The 18,797-nt window shown below is 70.5% G+C and carries 7 protein-coding genes; 5 read left to right on the forward strand and 2 right to left on the reverse strand.

Annotation, left to right across the window (positions count from 1 at the left end; genetic code table 11):
* Window positions 1-117 precede the first annotated feature (117 nt).
* Window positions 118-1,695: an alpha/beta hydrolase gene (locus JK363_RS22165; protein ID WP_201876730.1), complete on the reverse strand. Its 1,578-nt coding sequence runs from the start codon at window positions 1,693-1,695 to the stop codon at window positions 118-120.
* Between the two features lie 267 nt (window positions 1,696-1,962).
* Between JK363_RS22165 and JK363_RS22170 the strand changes: the two genes are divergently transcribed.
* The gene (locus JK363_RS22170) at window positions 1,963-2,445 is read left to right on the forward strand and encodes a nuclear transport factor 2 family protein (RefSeq protein ID WP_201876731.1); all 483 of its coding nucleotides are present in this window, start codon (window positions 1,963-1,965) and stop codon (window positions 2,443-2,445) included.
* An 18-nt stretch (window positions 2,446-2,463) separates the two neighbouring features.
* On the opposite strand, the gene JK363_RS22175 is transcribed toward JK363_RS22170, so the two are convergent.
* Complete coding sequence (locus JK363_RS22175; protein WP_201876732.1) at window positions 2,464-3,099, reverse strand: hypothetical protein; 636 nt, start codon at window positions 3,097-3,099, stop codon at window positions 2,464-2,466.
* Window positions 3,100-3,294: 195 nt separating this feature from the next.
* Between JK363_RS22175 and JK363_RS22180 the strand changes: the two genes are divergently transcribed.
* From JK363_RS22180 to JK363_RS22195, 4 genes are all read left to right on the forward strand, one after another.
* On the forward strand, window positions 3,295-4,782 hold the full coding sequence (locus JK363_RS22180; protein ID WP_201876733.1) for an MFS transporter: 1,488 nt from the start codon (window positions 3,295-3,297) through the stop codon (window positions 4,780-4,782).
* Window positions 4,783-4,832: 50 nt separating this feature from the next.
* Window positions 4,833-5,594, forward strand: a complete 762-nt coding sequence (locus JK363_RS22185) for a thioesterase II family protein (RefSeq protein ID WP_201876734.1) — start codon at window positions 4,833-4,835, stop codon at window positions 5,592-5,594.
* A 240-nt stretch (window positions 5,595-5,834) separates the two neighbouring features.
* A complete protein-coding gene (locus JK363_RS22190; protein WP_201876735.1) occupies window positions 5,835-12,335 on the forward strand; it encodes a type I polyketide synthase in 6,501 nt (2,166 codons plus the stop codon).
* A partial coding sequence (locus JK363_RS22195) for a type I polyketide synthase (protein WP_236075994.1) occupies window positions 12,332-18,797 on the forward strand: 6,466 nt, incomplete at its 3' end. The genes JK363_RS22190 and JK363_RS22195, both read left to right, overlap by 4 nt.

Below are 18,797 nucleotides of genomic sequence, written 5' to 3' on the forward strand. Positions count from 1 at the left end.
GATCGTAGCGTCTGCCGCGTCAGTGTGCCAGGGGCGGCTTCCGTGACGTGGACGGAACGCGACGTGGGGCTCCGGTTTGCCGGAACCCCACGTCAACTCACCTCATGCAGAAGCGGATCAGAAGCCGTCCGCCATACCCGGGAGTCCCGGAGGTGTGGGAAGGGGCAGCTTCGTGGCGCCGCGCTCGCGCTGGGAGGCGGGCGTCCGGCAGGTCAGGTCCTCCGCCGGGAGACGTCCGGTGGTCAGATAGCTGGTGGCCGTCTTGTCGGCACAGGACTTGGAGCCGTAGATGCCGTGGCCCTCACCTCCGGCAACGGTGACCATCCGCGAGCCCTTCAGGGCCCGGTGCATACCGCGACCGCTGGTGAGAGGCGTCTGCGAGTCCCACTCGTTCTGCAGAACGAGCGTGTCGACCTTGGTGTTGAACGTGGTGGCGGGCTCGCTGCCCTCCTTCTTCCAGAAAGCACACGGCTTGATGGTGGAGCCGAAGTCGCCGTACAGCGGATACTTCGCCTTGTCCCGCACCGCGTCGCTGCGGTACTGCTCGGGGTCGCGCGGCCACTCACGGGTGTCGGCGCACACCACGGACCAGAAGGCGGCGGTGCCGTTGTCGTCGGGGGCGGCCCGGCCGAAGGTCGGCTGGGTGGGACGGCTGGGCGCCTTGGGCTCACCGGTGCGGGCCGGGGCCCGGTCGGCAGCCTTTTTCAGCTTGGCGATGCCCTCCGCGCCTTCGCGCACGGTGAAGAACCCGGCGCGGCTGCCGGCGCGAATGTCATCGCCGGTCAGCTTCTGGCCGTCGAGCTCGATCGGCTTGCGGTCGGCCTGGGCGACAAGGTCCCAGAAGGTCTTGCGAACGGCCTTGGGAGTCTTGCCCAGCTTGTACGTGCTGTGCCGCTGAGCGGTCCACTCGCTCCACCGCTTGAAGGCGGGTTCGGCGCCCTCGGCCCAGACCTGGATCATGCCGCGCCATATTCGTGCCGGGTCCACGGCGCTGTCCAGAACGAATCGGTCGGCGTGCTGGGGGAACAACTGCGTATACACGGCCCCGAGGTAGGTGCCGTACGAGTACCCCAGATAGGAGATCTTCTTCTCACCCAGCACGGCCCGGATCACATCCATGTCACGCGCCGTGTTCCGGGTGGTGATGTGGCTCAGCCTGTCGCCCTGTTTGGTGTCGCACTTCTTGGCGACGGTACGGGCCCACTTCACGTCCTTGGCCAACTTATCGGCCCGGTAGGGGCGTTGCCAGTTCTCCTCCGTGGCGGTCAGGCCACAGGTGACGGGGGAGCTCTGGCCGACACCCCGGGGGTCGAAGCCGACGAGGTCGTACTTCTTCTTCACGGACGCGGGCAGCTCACCGGACGACGTGAACGGCATGTCAATGCCCGAGCCGCCCGGGCCACCGGGGTTGAGCAGCAGCACCCCACGGCGCTCCGCCGCGGTGCTGGTCTTCATCCGCGATATCGCGAGGCTGACCTTCTTGCCGTCGGGACGGCTGTAGTCCAGCGGGACCTTGATGGTGGCGCACTGGAAGGAGGCCGGAGTTTCGCTGTGGCAGCGGTGCCACGCCGGCCGCTGCTTGACGTACTGCTCCAGGGGGTTTTCTGCGGCGGAGGCGGTGCCCGGCGCGAGGGCCGGCACCAGGGCGGCGAGGGTACTCGCCGCCAGCACATGAGTTAAGGGTCTGTTTCGCACCTGCGGTGTCCTTCTGGGCAGTGTGTGTCGGACGCATTCACCTTTTCGCACGGGGCGGTTGGGAGGTAACCCCCACGGGGGTGGAATGGTGTCCGACCGTGGGGGGACAGACCGGCCCGCAGGTGGTTCTGAAGTCGTAGTCACAGGGCGGTCCGCCTGGGTGTGCCCCTCCCAGGGACGGCGCATCCTGGCCCGTGTTTTCGCCGCCGGTCAGACTCCGGAGCGCAACGGTGAACGCCCGTCAGCCCCGGAAGGAAGGGAACGGATATGTCATCCTCTGCCGCCGACTACAACAGCCTGATGCGGAGAGTTCGTGTTCTGGAGGACAAGGAAGCGCTGCGCACCTTGATGATCCGCGGGTGGCGGGCGCTGGATCTCAAGGACTGGGAGACCTGGATCGCGTGCTGGGCCGACGACGCGACGCTCGAATTCGGCCCGTGGGAGACGATCCGCGGGAAGGAGGCGATCCGGGCGACGGTGGAGAGGGCGGAGTCGGCCTATCCGAGCATGCAGCACCACATCCTGAACATGCATATCGCCATCGAGGACGAGAACGAGGACCGGGCCACCGGCATCGGATACATGTGGTTCGTCGCCGTCACCGAGCCCGGGAGGACCGCCTCTCCCTACTCCATGGGAGGCCCCTACGCATGGGAGTTCAGCCGGGGCCGGGACGGCTGGCTCCTGACCCGCCAGCGGCTCGGCGTCTGGTGGACCCACGGTGAGGACACCCGCAAGGCGTTCGCGTAGCCGTTGCGGGCGAGGGGCTCATGCGTCGAACCAGACCACCAGGCGGACCTGGGAGTCACCATGGACGCTCGCAAGCGTCCGCATCACCGTCCACACCGGTTCCCACGGGCCGTCGGCGGAGACCGCGTCACGGCGCCGGGCGCGTTCGACGCGGAAGACGGTGGTACCGACGTCCCATTCGGTGCCCTCGTCCCACAGTTCTCCGACCCGGTCGGGGGCGACGGACAGGGTGTCGACGCCACTGGCCCTGGCGAAGCCACGGCCCCAGTCACCCCGGTGCATCAGCTCCAGGGTGCCGTCCGGATGCCGCCGGTAACGGGCGATATCGGTTGCCCGGGGGATCGCTGGTTCGTCCCAGTCGACGGCGAGGACCTCGTCCCAGCCGATCCAGGTGGCACCGAACGCCGCCTTCCCCGACGCCGCGTGCCCGGCCCGGGTCACCGTCGAGGCATCGGCCGGGATACCACGGTCGGCCGCGACCGGCCGCCAATGGCCACTGAGGGCCCGGACCCCGAAGAGGCAGGCGAAGGCGGGGTAGTCCCGGGTCATGCCGAGCATCGACAGCTCGATGGCGGAGTACCAGGCCGTTTCTCCGATGTCGAGGCCAGGCCCCCAGGTGCGGCACTCCACGAAGCCCTCGATGTCTGTTCCCACGGACCGATTGTGGCGTGCCCCGACGATCGGCACACGGGAGGGTCCCCGGGTTCCGCCGACCTGCTGGGGCACCCGGCACTGCTGTGACCTCTGCCACATCTGTGCGGGAAGTCCGCCGCGGATGTATCCGGACCGGGTGCGCCCGGATCTGTGGTCCGGAGAGGGAACAGTCAGCTTGAGGGTGGGAAGATAACCGTGACCGTTGAACGAAATCCGTGGCACGTTCTAGGCGCGCTGCTTGTCGGATTCTCCCTCATTTTGCTGGACATGAGCGTGGTGGCGGTCGCCAACCCCGCCATCATGGAGTCGCTCGAGGCCGATGTCTCCGAAGTGGTCTGGGTGACCAGCGCCTATCTGCTCACCTACGCCGCGCCGTTGCTCTTCACCGGACGGCTGGGCGACCGCTTCGGCCCCAAGAACGTCTATCTCGTCGGCCTGGTGGTGTTCACGCTCGCCTCCCTGTGGTGCGGTGTGGCGGGGAGCATCGACATGCTCATCGCGGCCCGCGCCGTGCAGGGACTCGGGGCCGCGCTGATGACACCCCAGACCATGGCGGTGGTCACCCGGATCTTCCCCGCGGACAAGCGGGGTGCCGCGATGGGCGCATGGGGCGGTTCCGCCGGAGTCGCGCTCCTGGTGGGCCCGGTCATCGGCGGTCTGCTGGTGGACTCCGCCGGCTGGGAGTGGATCTTCCTGATCAACGTACCGATCGGCATCGTGGCCTTCCTCCTCGCCTGGAAGATGGTGCCCACGCTCGAGACCAGGCCCCACAAGTTCGACCTGATCGGCATCGTGCTGTCCTGCGGGGGCATGTTCCTGCTGGTCTTCGGCCTTCAGGAGGGCAACAACAGGAACTGGTCGGCGACCATATGGCTGATGATCGGCGCGGGGCTCGCCGTGCTGACGATGTTCGTCGTGACACAGGCGCTCAACAAGGGTGAGCCCCTGCTGATGCTGAGTCTGTTCCGCGACCGCAACTTCGCGCTGGCCAACGTGGGCATCGCGGCCATGGGCGCCGCGGTGACCGCGATGACCGTGCCCACCTACTTCTACCTCCAGGGCGTGCGCGGGCTCACCTCCATGGAGTCGGCCCTGATCTTCGCCCCGTTGGCGATCCTGACCGGTGCCTGCGCCCCGGTCGTCGGCAAGCTGTCCGACACGATGCATCCGCGCACCTTCACCACCACCGGCTTTGTGCTGTTCGGCATCACCATCGTCGCGTACAGCGAGTTGATGAAGCCGGACTCGGACCTGTGGATGTTCTCGGCCACGGCCGCCGTGACCGGTATCGGCAACGGCATGGTCTGGGGCCCGCTGGGCGCCATCGCCACCCGCAACCTCCCCATCCACCAGTCCGGTGCGGGCTCCGGCGTCTACAACACCAACCGCCAGGTGGGCGCCGTACTCGGCAGTGCCGCGGTCGGCGCGCTGTTCGTGGACCGGCTCGACGCGCACCTGCCGGGTATCGGCGGGGGCGGGGGCCATGTCGAGGGCAGCGTCACCGCCATTCCCGATATGTTCAAGGAGCCCTACAGCACGGCGCTGAGCGAGACGGGTCTGCTGCCCGTCGCCTTCCTGGTGCTGGGCGCGATCGCCTGCACCCTGTTCATCCGCTTCCCGTCGCAGGAGACACAGAAAGAGAACGAGCGCGTCGCCATGCAGAAGGTCGATGACGCCAGTTGACCTCCGAACGCCAGTCGACGTCATGCGGAAATGAACGGGGAGGGTCTCCTATGGGTACCACTGAAGAATTCGGCCGCTGGATCCGCAAACTCAGCTCCACGGACGATCCCAAGGCCAGATTGATTTTCTTTCCGCACGCCGGAGGTTCAGCGAACTCCTACTTCCAGTTCGCGCGCGGATTCCGCGATGTGGACGTCTATGCGGTGCAGTACCCCGGTCGGCAGGATCGACGCCATGAGCCTTTCCGGGAAACCGTCGAGGAGCTGGCCGACGAGATCGCCGAACTCATCGGCGAGTGGAACGATCTGCCCGTCGTCCTGATGGGGAACAGCATGGGCGCGCTGGTGGCCTTTGAGGTGACCCATCGCCTGGAGGCCAAGGGCAATGCGCCATTGGCCCTCTTCGCCTGCGGTCGGGTGGCGCCGACGCTGCGCAAGGACGAGGGAACGCACCTCAAGGGCGATGACGCATTCCTCCAGGAGATGGCGCTGCTCGGCGGCATGGGGCATGAGCTGCTCCAGGACGAGGAGATCCTCGATTTGGTCCTGCCTCCCATGCGTGCCGACTACCGGCTGGCGGAGACGTATTGCGCCTCGCCGGAGACGCGGATCTCGGTGCCGGTTCATGTGCACATCGGCACGGTCGACCCCAAGGTGAACGAGCCCGAGGCGGCCGAGTGGCAGCGGAGCACCACCGGTGAGTTCACCCTCGACACCCATGAGGGCGGCCACTTCTTCTTCACCGACAACGGCGCCCGCCTGACGGATTCCATCAACAAGGCACTGAACGACGCGCTTGCTGTGAAGCCGTGAGGTTCTGACGGCTCGGGCGACCCGCCGCGCGGGCTTCGGTAGCCATCCCGGAGCCCCGCGCGGCCGGGTCGCTTCGCCATGCCCGAAAGTGCCTCCGGGCCGGTCCGCCACAGCATCGGCGGCCCTCAAACCTCTCTCGGGAAAAACCTCTTGAATGGCTGTATCCGGACGGGTCACCGCGGGATCTAAAGAGTCGACCACATGGTTGCCGGCAAGAGCCCGAAGGTGGGGGAAACAAGCATGGCCCTCGAGAAGCCCGACATCGTCGGAGCCCTGCGTAAGTCGCTGAAGGAGACCGAGCGTCTGCGGCGGCAGAACCAGCAGCTGCTCGACCAGGCGGGCGAGCCCCTGGCCATTGTGGGGATCAGCTGCCGCTTTCCCGGAGGGGTGACCTCACCGGAGGAATTGTGGTCGCTGGTCGCCGAGGGACGCATGGGGTTCTCGGAGTTCCCCGACGACCGCGGCTGGGACCTGGACAACCTCTATGACCCGGACCCGGACCACCCCGGTACGGCCTATACCCGCCACGGCGGATTCCTCGACAGCATGGCGGAGTTCGACGCCGAGTTCTTCGGTATCAGCCCCCGTGAGGCACTGGCCATGGACCCGCAGCAGCGGCTGCTGCTCGAAGGGGCCTGGGAGGCGTTCGAGGACGCGGGAATCGACCCACTGACGCTCAAGGAGAGCGACACCGGCGTCTTCTGCGGGCTCATGTTCTCCGACTACCAATTCGTCGCGGGCCTCAGCGACCGGCGGCCGGAGATCGAGGGCTACCTCTCCATCGCGTCCTCGCCCAGCGTGGCATCGGGCCGTATCAGCTACACCTTCGGCTTCGAGGGCCCCGCGGTCACCGTGGACACGGTGTGCTCCTCCTCGCTCGTAGCGATCGACCTGGCGGCCAAGTCCCTGCGCGCCAAGGAGTGCTCGCTCGCCGTGGTCGGCGGAGCGACGACCCTCGCCCGGCCCAGCGCCTTCATCGAGTTCAGCCGCCAGCGCGCCCTGTCACCGGACGGGCGCTGCAAGGCGTACGCGGAGGCGGCGGACGGTGTCGGCTGGGCGGAGGGCATGGGCCTGCTCGTTCTGGAGCGGCTCTCCGACGCCCAGCGCAACGGACGGCGGATCCTGGCCCTCGTGCGCGGCAGCGCCGTCAACCAGGACGGTGCCAGCAACGGCCTGACCGCGCCGAACGGTCCGTCCCAGGAGCGGGTGATCCGGCAGGCGCTGGCCGCCGCCGGGCTGTCCCCGTCCGATGTGGACGCCGTCGAGGGACATGGCACGGGAACCCCGCTGGGTGACCCGATCGAGGCGGAAGCGCTGCTGGCCACCTACGGCCAGAACCGGGAGAACGGCCCCCTGTGGCTCGGCTCGGTCAAGTCGAACTTCGGCCACACCCAGGCCGCGGCCGGGGTGGCGGGCGTGATCAAGATGGTGATGGCGATGCGTCATCAGACGCTTCCGCCCACCCTGCACGTGGACGCCCCGTCCTCGCATGTGGACTGGGCATCGGGCGAGGTCGCGCTGCTGACCGAGGCCCGGCCGTGGACTCCGGGGGAGCGCGTCCGGCGCGCGGGCGTCTCGTCGTTCGGCGTGAGCGGCACCAACGCCCATGTGATCCTGGAGGAGGCTCCGGAAGGGGACCGGGCCGAGGACCACGCGCCGACCGGGGAGCACGGCACGGGTATCCGGCCGCCGGTTCTCGTACCGCTCTCGGCGCGCGGCGAGGCGGCACTGCGTGAGCAGGCCGACCGGCTGCGGGCGCACATGATCGCTCGTCCGGAGCTGGACCACCTGGACATCGCGTTCGCCCAGGCGAGCACCCGCGCCCATCTCGAGCGCCGCGCCGTGGTCGTGGCCACGGACCGGGGCGCCCTGCTGACCGGTCTGAGCGAGCTGAGCTCGGCCGAGCCGGCCGCGAACGTGGCGGAGGGCCAGGTCGCCGGTGCGGGTGTGAAGCCGGTGTTCGTGTTCCCCGGGCAGGGTGCGCAATGGATGGGCATGGCGGTCGAACTGCTCGAAGCCTCTCCGGTGTTCGCCGCCGAGATCGCCGCGTGTGGTGAGGCGCTGGCGGAGTTCGTGGACTGGCGCCTGGAGGATGTGCTGCGCGGTGCGCCCGGCGCGCCGACCCTGGAACGCGTCGATGTGGTGCAGCCCGCCCTTTTCTCGGTGATGGTGAGCCTGGCGGCGCTGTGGCGCTCCTACGGTGTGGAGCCGTCGGCGGTGGTCGGCCACTCCCAGGGCGAGATCGCCGCCGCGTATGTGGCCGGTGGTCTGTCGCTGCGGGACGCGGCCCGGATCGTGGCGCTGCGCAGCCAGTTGGTCCGTGACCGCCTCGCCGGGCTCGGCGGCATGATGTCCGTCGCCCTTCCGGTGGAGCGGGCCGAGGAGCTGATCGCCCCGTACCGGGGCCGGATCTCGGTGGCGGCGGTGAACGGCCCGGCAGCGGTGATCGTCGCCGGAGAGCCGCAGGCGCTGGACGAGGTGCTCGCGGCCTGCGAGCGCGACGGGGTGCGGGCGCGCCGGGTCAAGGTGGACTACGCGTCGCACTCGGCCCAGGTGGAGGCCATCGAGGCCGAACTGCTGGAGGCGCTCGCGCCGGTCGAGCCCTCGAGCGGACGAGTGCCCTTCTACTCCACGGTGACCGGCGGGTTCATCGACACCGCCACCATGGACGCCGCGTACTGGTACCGGAACCTGCGCGGGCAGGTCGGGTTCGAGCCCGCCATCCGGGCCCTCATCGACAAGGGCATGGGTTGCTTTGTCGAGGTGTCGCCGCATCCGGTGCTGACGATGGCGGTCGACGAGACCGTCGAGGCGCGGGACGCGGTGGGCCGCGTCGCCGTGGTCGGCTCCCTGCGGCGGGACGAGGGCGGACTGCCCCGGTTCCTGCTCTCGCTCGGCCAGACGCATGTCGCGGGTGTGCGCATCGACTGGGAGGCGGTGTACGCGGGCACCGGAGCACAGCGGGTGGACCTGCCCACCTACGCCTTCCAGCGGGAGAAGTACTGGCTGACGCCGTCGGCGCAGGGCGGTGATGTCGCGGCGGTCGGCCTGGACCGGCTGCGGCACCCGGTCCTGGGCGCGGCCGTGCAGGTCGGCGACCGCGACGAGTGGGTGTTCACCGGTCGCTTCTCCACCGAGTCGCAGCCGTGGGTGAGCGACCATGTGGTGCTGGGCTCGGTGATCGTGCCGGGCGCCGCGCTCGTCGAACTCGTCCTCGCCGCCGCCCGCCGCCTCGGCTGTGAACTCCTCGACGAGCTGATCTTCGAGGTTCCGCTGACCCTCGACGAGGGCTCCGCCCGGCACATCAGGGTCACCGTGGGGCTGCCGGGGGAGGACGGCCGCCGCGAGGTCGCCCTCCACTCCCTCTCCGAAACCGCCGCCTCCGGGACCGGTGAGGACCGCGAGCGGCAGGTCGTCAGGCACGCGCGCGGCCGGCTGGCCCCCGAGGCCGACGGGTCCGCGGCGCCCTTCCCCGCCTCCTGGCCGCCGGTTGCCGCCGTCGAGTCCTCCGCCGACGCCCTGTACGAGCGGCTGGCCGACGTCGGGCTCGACTACGGCCCGCTGTTCCAGGGCGTACAGGCGGTGTGGCGCGGCGGCACCGAGGTGTACGCCGAGGTGGCCCTGCCGGAGGACACCGCCGTCGACGGATTCGCCATCCACCCGGCGCTGTTCGACTCCGCACTGCACGCCGGCATGCTGGACAAGGACCCCGGATCCGCTCCGGACCTGCCGTTCTCCTGGTCCGGAGTGCGCTGCGGCCGCCCCGCCACCTCCCGGGTTCGGGTGCGCATCGGCGCCACGGGTGAGTCCGCCTTCCGCGTCGATGTCGCCGACGAGAACGGCGAGATGGTCGTCTCCGTCGACAGCCTCGCCGTACGCCCGGTGGACCCGGCGCAGTTGACCCGCGCCCGGGGCGAGCAGAACGCGCTGTTCCAGCTGGACTGGACGCCGATCACCGGCACGTCCTCGCAGGCCCGTGTGGTGGTCCTCGGCGATCTCGACGCGCCGGGTGAGCGCTACGCCGATCTGCCCGCCCTGGAAGCCGCGCTCGCCGACGGCGCCGCCGGTGCCGACCTGGTGCTCGCCGAGATCGCGACCCCGGCCGCGGACGACCCCGCCCACGCCGCCAACGAGGTCGCCGAGCGCACCCTCGCCCTGGCCCAGCGATGGCTGGCCAGCGAATGGCTGGGCGAGGCCACCCTCGTGGCGGTGACCCGGCAGGCGGTCGCCGTCGGCGCGGAGTCCGTGGACCTGGCCCAGGCACCGGCCTGGGGTCTGCTGCGCAGCGCGCAGACCGAACACCCCGGCCGCTTTGTCCTGGTCGACACCGACGGTGGCACCCAGCCGGACTGGAGCTCCCTGGCCGGTCTGGACGAGCCGCAGTTGGCCGTGCGCGGCGGCCCGCTGCTGGCCCCCCGGCTGGGACGGCCGGTGGCCGGGCCGTCCGGTGAGGCGTGGCGGCTGGGCAGCACGGAGAAGGGCTCCCTGGAGAACCTCACCATCCTGCCCTCCGACGGCACCCGCGCGCTGGGTGTCGGCGAGGTCCGCGTCGCCATCCGGGCCGCCGGCCTGAACTTCCGCGACGTGCTCATCGCACTCGGCATGTACCCGGGTGAAGCGCCCCTGGGCAGCGAGGCGGCGGGCGTGGTGCTCGAGGTCGGCTCCGGCGTGACCGACCTCAAGCCCGGCGACCGGGTGTTCGGACTGGTGATGGACGCCTTCGGCCCCGTCGCCGTCGCCGACCGGAAGACCGTCGCGCCCATGCCGGAACATCTCACCTTCGCCGAGGCGGCCGCGATCCCCGTCGTCTACCTGACCGCGTACTACGGTCTGGTCGACCTGGCCGATCTGCAAGCGGGCGAGAAGCTGCTGGTGCACGCCGCCGCCGGTGGCGTCGGCATGGCCGCCGTACAACTCGCCCACCACTTCGGCGCCGAGGTGTTCGCCACGGCGAGCCCGGCCAAGTGGGACGCCGTACGTGCCCTGGGCGTGCCCGCGGAGCGCATCGCCAACTCCCGCGACCTGGGCTTCCGGGACACCCTCCACGAGGCCACCGGTGGCGCGGGCGTGGACGTCGTCCTGAACTCCCTGGCGGGCGAGTTCGTCGACGCCACACTGGAACTGCTGCCGCGCGGCGGTCGCTTCATCGAGATGGGCAAGACCGACATCCGCGACCCCGAGGCCATCGCACAGGGGTGGGCCGGTGTGCGCTACCGCTCCTACGACCTGATGGAGGCGGGGCCGGAGCGCATCCAGGAGATGCTGGTTGCCATCGCCGACCTGTTCGAACGCGGCATGCTGTCCTCCTCGCCGATCCGCGCCTGGGATGTGCGCCGGGGCCAGGAGGCGTTCCGCTTCCTGCGCGAGGGCCGCAACGTCGGCAAGGTCGTACTCACCGTTCCGGCCCCCCTGGACCCCGAGCGCACCGTGCTGATCACCGGTGGCACCGGTGGCCTGGGCGCCCTGTTCGCCAAACACCTGGTCACCCGCCACGGCGTACGCCATCTGCTGCTGGTCAGCAGGCGTGGCCCGGCCGCCGAGGGCGCCGCCGAGCTCGTCAGCGAGCTGGAAGCGCTCGGCGCGCAGGCACACGTGGCCGCCTGCGATGTGGCCGACCGCGAACAGGTCGCCGGTCTCCTCGACTCGCTCGACCGCCCGCTCACCGCTGTGATCCACACAGCCGGTGTGCTGGCCGACGGCGTCATCGAGTCGCTGACGCCCGAGCAGATGCGGCACGTCATGCGGCCCAAGCTCGATGCCGCATGGCATCTGCACGAGCTCACCTCGCGGATGGACCTGTCGGCGTTCGTGCTGTTCTCCTCCGCCGCCGGACTGCTCGGCAACCCGGGCCAGGCCAACTACGCCGCCGCCAACGCCGCCGTCGACGCGCTCGCCGCGCTGCGCCGGGCGGCCGGTCTGCCCACCCTCTCCCTGGCCTGGGGCCTGTGGTCCGACTCCACCGGGATGACCGGTGAGCTGGACGAAGCCGACCTCGCCCGCATGGAGCGCACCGGCATCGGCGCGATCTCCGAGGACCTCGGCCTGGAACTGTTCGACCAGGCCCTCGGCTCCGAGGCGGCCCTGCTGGCCCCGGTGCGACTGGACCCGGCCGCGCTGCGCACCCAGGCCCGGTCCGGCATGCTGCCCGCCCTGCTCCGCGGTCTGGTGCGAGCCCCCGCGCGCCGTGCCGACAACGCCCGGTCGCTCGAGCGGCGGCTCGCCGGAGTGCCCGAGGCCGACCGCGAGCAGGTCGTGCTGGACCTGGTGGGTACCCAGGTCGCGTCCGTGCTCGGCCATGCCTCGGCCGCCGCCATCGACCCCGAACGCAGCTTCAAGGAGCTCGGCTTCGACTCCCTCGCCGCGGTCGAGGTGCGCAACCGTCTCAGCCAGGTGACCGGTATCCGCCTGCCCGCGACGCTGGTCTTCGACCACCCCACCCCGGTCGAGGTCGCCCGGCTGATCCTCGCCGAGGTCGGCGGAGCCACCAGCGCACAGCGCTCCTCGCCGCTCGACGAAGAGCTCCAGCGGCTCGAAACACTCCTGATCACCCTGTCCGAGCAGGAGCAGCAACTGGCCGGTGCCGAGCCGCGGCTGCGCTCGCTCAGCAACCGGCTGAAGATCCTGCTGAGCACGACGGGCGGCGGCCACGACACCACTGACAACACCCCCGAAGACGACCTCGACTTCGTCTCCGACAGCGAGATGTTCGACCTGATCGACAAGGAGCTCGGATCCGCATGACCGGGAAGACAGACAACGGCCTGAGCGGATCGAGCGGATCGATGGGCGAAGAGCAGAAACTCCGCAGCTACCTGCGCCGGGTGACCTCCGAACTGCGCACCGCCAACCGCAAGGTGCGCGAGCTGGAGCAGCGTGACGTCGAGCCGATCGCGATCGTCGGCATGAGCTGCCGCTTCCCCGGCGGGGTGACTTCGCCGGAGGAACTGTGGGAGCTGGTGGCGTCCGGGCGGGACGCCATGGGCCCGTTCCCGACCGACCGTGGCTGGGACCTGGAGCGGCTCTACGCCCCCGACCCGGAGCGGCCGGGCAGCGCCTACGCGACGGAAGGCGGGTTCGTCGACACCGTTCCCACCTTCGACGCCGACTTCTTCGGGATCAGCCCGCGTGAGGCGCTGGCCATGGACCCGACCCAGCGCTTGACGCTGGAGACGGCGTGGGAGGCCCTGGAGGACGCGGGCATCGACCCGACGACCCTGCGGGGCAGTGACACCGGTGTGTTCGCGGGCACCGTCTCCTCCGACTACGGCCCGTCGACGCTGCCCGAGCTGGAGGGGTTCCGGGTGACCGGCACCCAGAGCAGCGTGATGTCCGGCCGCGTCGCCTACAGCCTCGGTCTCGAGGGACCGGCGGTCTCGATCGACACCGCATGCTCCGCCTCCCTCGTGGCCCTGCATCTGGCCGCGCAGGCCCTGCGGGCGGGGGAGTGCTCGCTCGCGCTTGCCGGTGGTGTCACCGTGCTGGCCGGGCCCTTCCTGTTCGTGGAGTTCAGTCGGCAGCGCGGACTGGCCCGCGACGGGCGGTGCAAGGCGTACTCGGCGTCCGCGGACGGGACCGGATTCTCCGACGGTGTCGGTCTGGTGGTGCTGGAGCGGCTGTCGGACGCCCAGCGCAACGGGCGGACGATCCTCGGTCTGATCCGGGGCAGCGCGGTGAACCAGGACGGCGCCAGCAACGGTCTGACCGCGCCGAACGGCCCGTCCCAGGAGCGGGTCATCCGCCAGGCCCTGGCCAGCGCCGGGTTGAGCCCGGTCGAGATCGACGCGGTGGAAGGCCACGGGACGGGCACCAAGCTCGGGGACCCGATCGAGGCCCATGCCCTGCTGGCCACCTATGGCCGGGAGCGGGACGGGGATCCGCTGTGGCTGGGCTCGATCAAGTCGAACATCGGTCATACGTCTGCCGCGGCGGGTGTGGCGGGTGTGATCAAGATGGTGATGGCGATGCGGCATGGTGTGCTGCCGCCGACCCTGCATGTCGATGAGCCGTCGCCGCACGTGGACTGGGAGTCGGGTCGCGTCGAGTTGCTGACCGAGGCCCGGGACTGGCGGGTTGAGGGTCGTCCACGTCGTGCGGGTGTGTCGTCGTTCGGTGTGAGTGGCACCAACGCGCATCTGATCCTCGAGGAGGCTCCGGCCGAGGAGCCGTCCGAGGAAGTGACGCCGGTCGAGCCCGTGCGGCTTGCCGGTGCGGTGCCGGTGGTGGTGTCCGCGCGGACGGACGAGGCGTTGCGGGCGCAGGTGGAGCGGTTGCGTTCGCACCTGATGTCGCGGCCTGAGGTGCCTGTGGTGGACACGGCGTACTCCCTGGTGACCTCGCGCGCGTTGCTGGACCGCCGGGCGGTGGTGGTGGCCGGGGGCCGGGAGGAGCTGCTGGCGCGGCTGACCGGGGTGACGACGGGTGAGGCCGCTGTCGGGGGTAAGTCGGCGTTTCTGTTCACGGGGCAGGGTTCGCAGCGTTCGGGGATGGGGCTGGAGCTGGCCGGGGCGTTCCCGGTGTTCGATCAGGCGTTGACCGAGGTGTGTGCGGAGTTGGATCCGCGGCTTGGTCGTTCGGTGCGGGAGTTGCTGGCCGCTGACGGTGATGTGCTGAACGCGACGGAGTTCACGCAGGTGGTGTTGTTTGCGGTTGAGGTGGCGCTGTTCCGGTTGGCGGAGTCGTTGGGTGCGCGCCCGGATTACCTGATCGGGCATTCGGTTGGTGAGATCGCTGCCGCGCATGTGGCGGGTGTGCTGTCGTTGGCGGATGCGGCCGAACTGATGGTGGCGCGGGGCCGGTTGATGGGTGCGCTGCCCACCGGTGGTGCGATGGTGGCCGTTCAGGCTGCTGAGGATGAGGTGGCCGAGTCGCTGGCCGGGTTCGAGGGCCGGTTGGAGATTGCCGCGGTCAACGGGCCGCTGGCGGTGGTGGTGTCCGGTGATGAGGACGTCGTGGAGGAGTGGCTGCCGTGGTGGGAGGGGCGGAAGACGTCCCGGCTTCGGGTGTCGCATGCGTTCCACTCCCCGCGGATGGAGCCGATGCTCGAGGAGTTCCGCGGTGTCGCGGAGCGGTTGGAGTATTCGGAGCCCCGGATCCCGGTCGTCTCCAATGTGTCCGGTGAGCTGGTGTCGGCGTTTGACGCGGACTACTGGGTGCGTCATGTCCGTCGGGCGGTCCGGTTCGCCGATGGTGTGCGGACGCTGTGGGATCTGGGTGTGCGGCGGTTCCTGGAGCTGGGCCCCGATGCCGTCCTGACGGCGATGGCGCGGCAGTGCGTGGAGGATGACACCGAGGCCGCGTTCATCCCCGCTCTGCGGGCCAAACACGGCGAGAGCGCGACCTTCGTCGGCTTCCTCGGCCGCGCTCACACCGCGGGCGTGGACGTGGACTGGAACGCCTTCTACGCCAACACCGGTGCCCAGCGCGTGGATCTGCCCACGTACGCCTTCCAGCGTGAGCGGTACTGGCTGACCCCGGGCACCGCTCCGGGCGATGTCTCGGCCGCCGGACTCGTCGGCGTCGAGCACCCCGTCCTGGCCGCGGCCGTGCAGGTCGGCGACCACGACGAATGGGTTCTCACGGGCCGCATCTCCACTGAGACCCAGCCCTGGGCCGCGGAGCATCTGCTGCTCGGCACCATGGTCGTGCCCGGTACCGGGCTGGTCGAGCTGGCCCTCACCGCCGGACGTCACACCGGAACCCCGGTCCTCGACGAGCTGGTGCTGGAATCGCCCCTGGTCATCCAGCCCGACGTCACCCGGCAACTGCACATCACCGTCGGGGCGTCGGGCCCGGACGGCCGTCGCGATGTGGCCATCTACTCACGGCCGGAGAACGGCACCGGTACCGCGGAGACCGAGACCACGTGCCACGCCCGCGGCACCCTCGGCACCGACAGTGCGCCTGCCGGGGCCTGGCCGGAGCAATGGCCGCCGCAGGACGCCGAACCCATGCCCGTCGACGAGCTCTACGGCCGTCTCGCCGACCTCGGATACGACTACGGCCCGCTGTTCCACGGCGTCGAGGCCGTCTGGCGCGACGGCGACGAGACCTACGCCGAGGTGACCCTGCCCGAGGGCCACGAGGGCTTCGGCATCCACCCCGCGCTCTTCGACTCCGCGTTGCAGAGCGGCGTCATCCTGCTGACCGGAAACGACGCCGCCGCGCACCTCATGCCGTTCAGCTGGAGCGGTGTACGGCTCCATCGTCCCGATGCCTCACGGCTGCGGGTTCGCTCCACGATGACCGGTGGCACCTCGCTGCGGCTGGACGCGGTGGACGAGGACGGAGCCCCGGTGGTGTCCGTACGCTCCCTCGTCGTCCGTCCCGTGGAGCAGGAACGCATCGACAGCACTCGCGGCGACGCGCGGCAGTCGCTGTACACGGTGGACTGGATGCGGATCGAGACCGGCCCGATCGACGGGACACAGGACCACATCCGGATCGGCGCGGGGGAGACCTACCCGGACCTGGACGCTTTGGAGCGTGCGCTCGCCGAGGGCGCTACGGCGCCGCGGGCGGTGCTCGCCACCGTGTCCGCCACCGGCGAGGACACCCCCGACGCGGCGCGCGCCACCGTCGGCGGGGCACTCCTTCTGGCCCAGCGATGGCTGGCCAGTGAGTGGCTGGGTGAGGCAAGGCTGGTGGTGGTGACCCGTCATGCGGTCGCCGTCGACGGTGAGGCTCCCGACGCCGCCCAGGCGGCGGTATGGGGTCTGCTGCGCAGTGCGCAGTCCGAGCACCCGGGCCGGTTCGTACTGGTCGACGTGGACGGTGCCGAGCCCGACTGGGACGCCCTGCTCAGCACGGACGAGCCCCAATGGGCGGTGCGCGACGGCCGGTTGCTGGCGCCGCGGCTCGCGCGTCCCGACGCGGCGGTCGGTCAGCCGCCCGCCCTCGACCCGGACGGAACCGTCCTGGTCACCGGTGGTACGGCTGGTCTGGGCGCGGTGTTCGCCCGTCACCTCGCGACCACGCATGGCGTCCGTCATCTGCTGCTGCTCAGCCGTCGCGGTCTGAAGGCCGATGGCGCCGCCGAGTTGGTCACGGAGCTGGAGGGCCTGGGCTGTCGAGTCCGGGTCGCCGCGTGTGATGTGTCCGACCGGGACCAGCTCGCGGCGGCGCTCGGTTCTCCGGAGCGTCCGCTGACGGCTGTGGTGCATGCGGCCGGTGTACTTGACGACGGTGTGATCGAGGCGCTGTCGCCGGAGCACATCGAGCGGGTGATGCGGCCGAAGGTGGACGCAGCGTGGCATCTGCACGAACTGACCGCCGGGACGGATCTGTCGGCCTTCGTACTGTTCTCGTCGGTGTCCGCGCTCATCGGCAGCCCCGGTCAGGGCAACTACGCGGCGGCCAACGCCGCGCTGGACGCGCTCGCCGCGTCGCGCCATGCCTCGGGGCTGCCCGCCACCTCACTGGCCTGGGGCCTGTGGGGTGACGCGGGCGGAATGTCGGGCGAGCTCAGCGAGGCCGACCTGACCCGTCTGGAGCGCACCGGTGTGGGCGCGCTGGCCCTGGAGCGCGGACTCGAGCTGTTCGACCTGGCCCTCGGCACCGGCGTGGCGATCCTGGCGCCCGTCCAGCTCGATCCGGCCGCGCTGCGGGCCCAGGCTCGGGCCGGTCTGCTGCCCGCGCTGCTGCGCGGTATGGCACCCGTGCCCGCCCGGCGCGCCGAAAGCGGCGGTTCGCTCGCTCAGCGCCTCGCGGGCGTCGCGGAGGCCGACCGGGAGCGGATCGTCCTGGACGTGGTGCGGGAGCAGGTGGCGGCCGTCCTCGGCCACGCCTCCGCCACAGCGATCGACACCGACCGCGCCTTCAAGGAGCTCGGGTTCGACTCGCTGAGCGCGGTGGAGCTGCGCAACCGGCTCACCCAGGCCACCGGTGTACGTCTGCCCGCCACGCTGATCTTCGACCACCCCACCCCGACCGCCGTCGCGCGGCTGCTGCTGTCCGAGTTCGGCGGTGTGGAGGCAGCGCCGAAGCCCGTCACCCGGACGAAGCGGGTCACGCTGGACGAGCCACTGGCCATCGTCGGCATGAGCTGCCGCTACCCCGGCGGGGTGAGCTCGCCGGAGGAGCTGTGGGAGCTGGTGTCCCAGGGCCGTGACGCGGTGGGCGGGCTGCCCACCGACCGCGGCTGGGACCCGGCCATCTACGACCCCGACCCGGACCAGATCGGGAAAATCAACACCAGTGGCGGTGCCTTCCTCGAGCGCATCGGGGAGTTCGACGCGGAGTTCTTCGGCATCAGCCCGCGCGAGGCCACCGCGATGGACCCGCAGCAGCGGCTGCTGCTGGAGGCGTCGTGGGAGGCGTTCGAGCGCGCGAGTATCGACCCGACGACGCTGCGGGGCAGTGACACCGGTGTGTTCGCGGGCGTGGTGACCACCGACTACGGTGGCATGTCCTCCGGCGAGTTGGAGGGCTACCGCCTGACCGGGACCACGACGAGCGTGGTGTCCGGCCGGATCGCGTACACACTGGGCCTGGAGGGTCCGGCGGTGTCCGTGGACACCGCCTGCTCCTCCTCCGCCGTCGCCCTGCACCTGGCGGGGCAGGCGCTGCGAGCCGGTGAATGCTCGCTGGCGCTGGTGGGCGGTGTGACCCTGCTGGCCGGCCCGTACCTCCTGACCGAGTTCAGCCGCCAGCGCGCGGTGTCGCCGGACGGACGCTGCAAGGCGTACTCGGCGTCGGCCGACGGGACCGGGTTCTCCGACGGTGTCGGTGTGGTGGTGCTGGAGCGCCTGTCGGATGCCCAGCGGAACGGGCGGGCGATCCTGGGTGTGATCCGGGGCAGCGCGGTGAATCAGGACGGCGCCAGCAATGGTCTGACCGCGCCGAACGGCCCCTCCCAGGAGCGGGTCATCCGGCGCGCCCTGGAGAACGCCGGGCTGCGACCGTTCGAGGTGGACGCCGTCGAGGGCCACGGGACGGGTACGAAGCTGGGCGACCCGATCGAGGCGCAGGCGCTGCTGGCCACGTACGGCCGGGAGCGGGACGGGGATCCGCTGTGGTTGGGCTCGATCAAGTCGAATATCGGTCATACGTCTGCCGCGGCGGGTGTGGCGGGTGTGATCAAGATGGTGATGGCGATGCGGCATGGTGTGCTGCCGCCGACCCTGCATGTCGATGAGCCGTCGCCGCATGTGGACTGGGAGTCCGGCGAGGTGCGGCTGCTGACCGAGGCCCGGGACTGGCGGGTTG

Origin of the sequence: Streptomyces coffeae, assembly GCF_016741875.1 — a bacterium.
Taxonomy (GTDB): Bacteria; Actinomycetota; Actinomycetes; order Streptomycetales; family Streptomycetaceae; genus Streptomyces; species Streptomyces coffeae.

Coding starts and splice junctions, on each gene's coding strand:
- JK363_RS22170 (WP_201876731.1), top strand. CDS start 1,963: ATGTCATCCTCTGCCGCCGACTACAACAGCCTGATGCGGAGAGTTCGT.
- JK363_RS22185 (WP_201876734.1), top strand. CDS start 4,833: ATGGGTACCACTGAAGAATTCGGCCGCTGGATCCGCAAACTCAGCTCC.
- JK363_RS22190 (WP_201876735.1), top strand. CDS start 5,835: ATGGCCCTCGAGAAGCCCGACATCGTCGGAGCCCTGCGTAAGTCGCTG.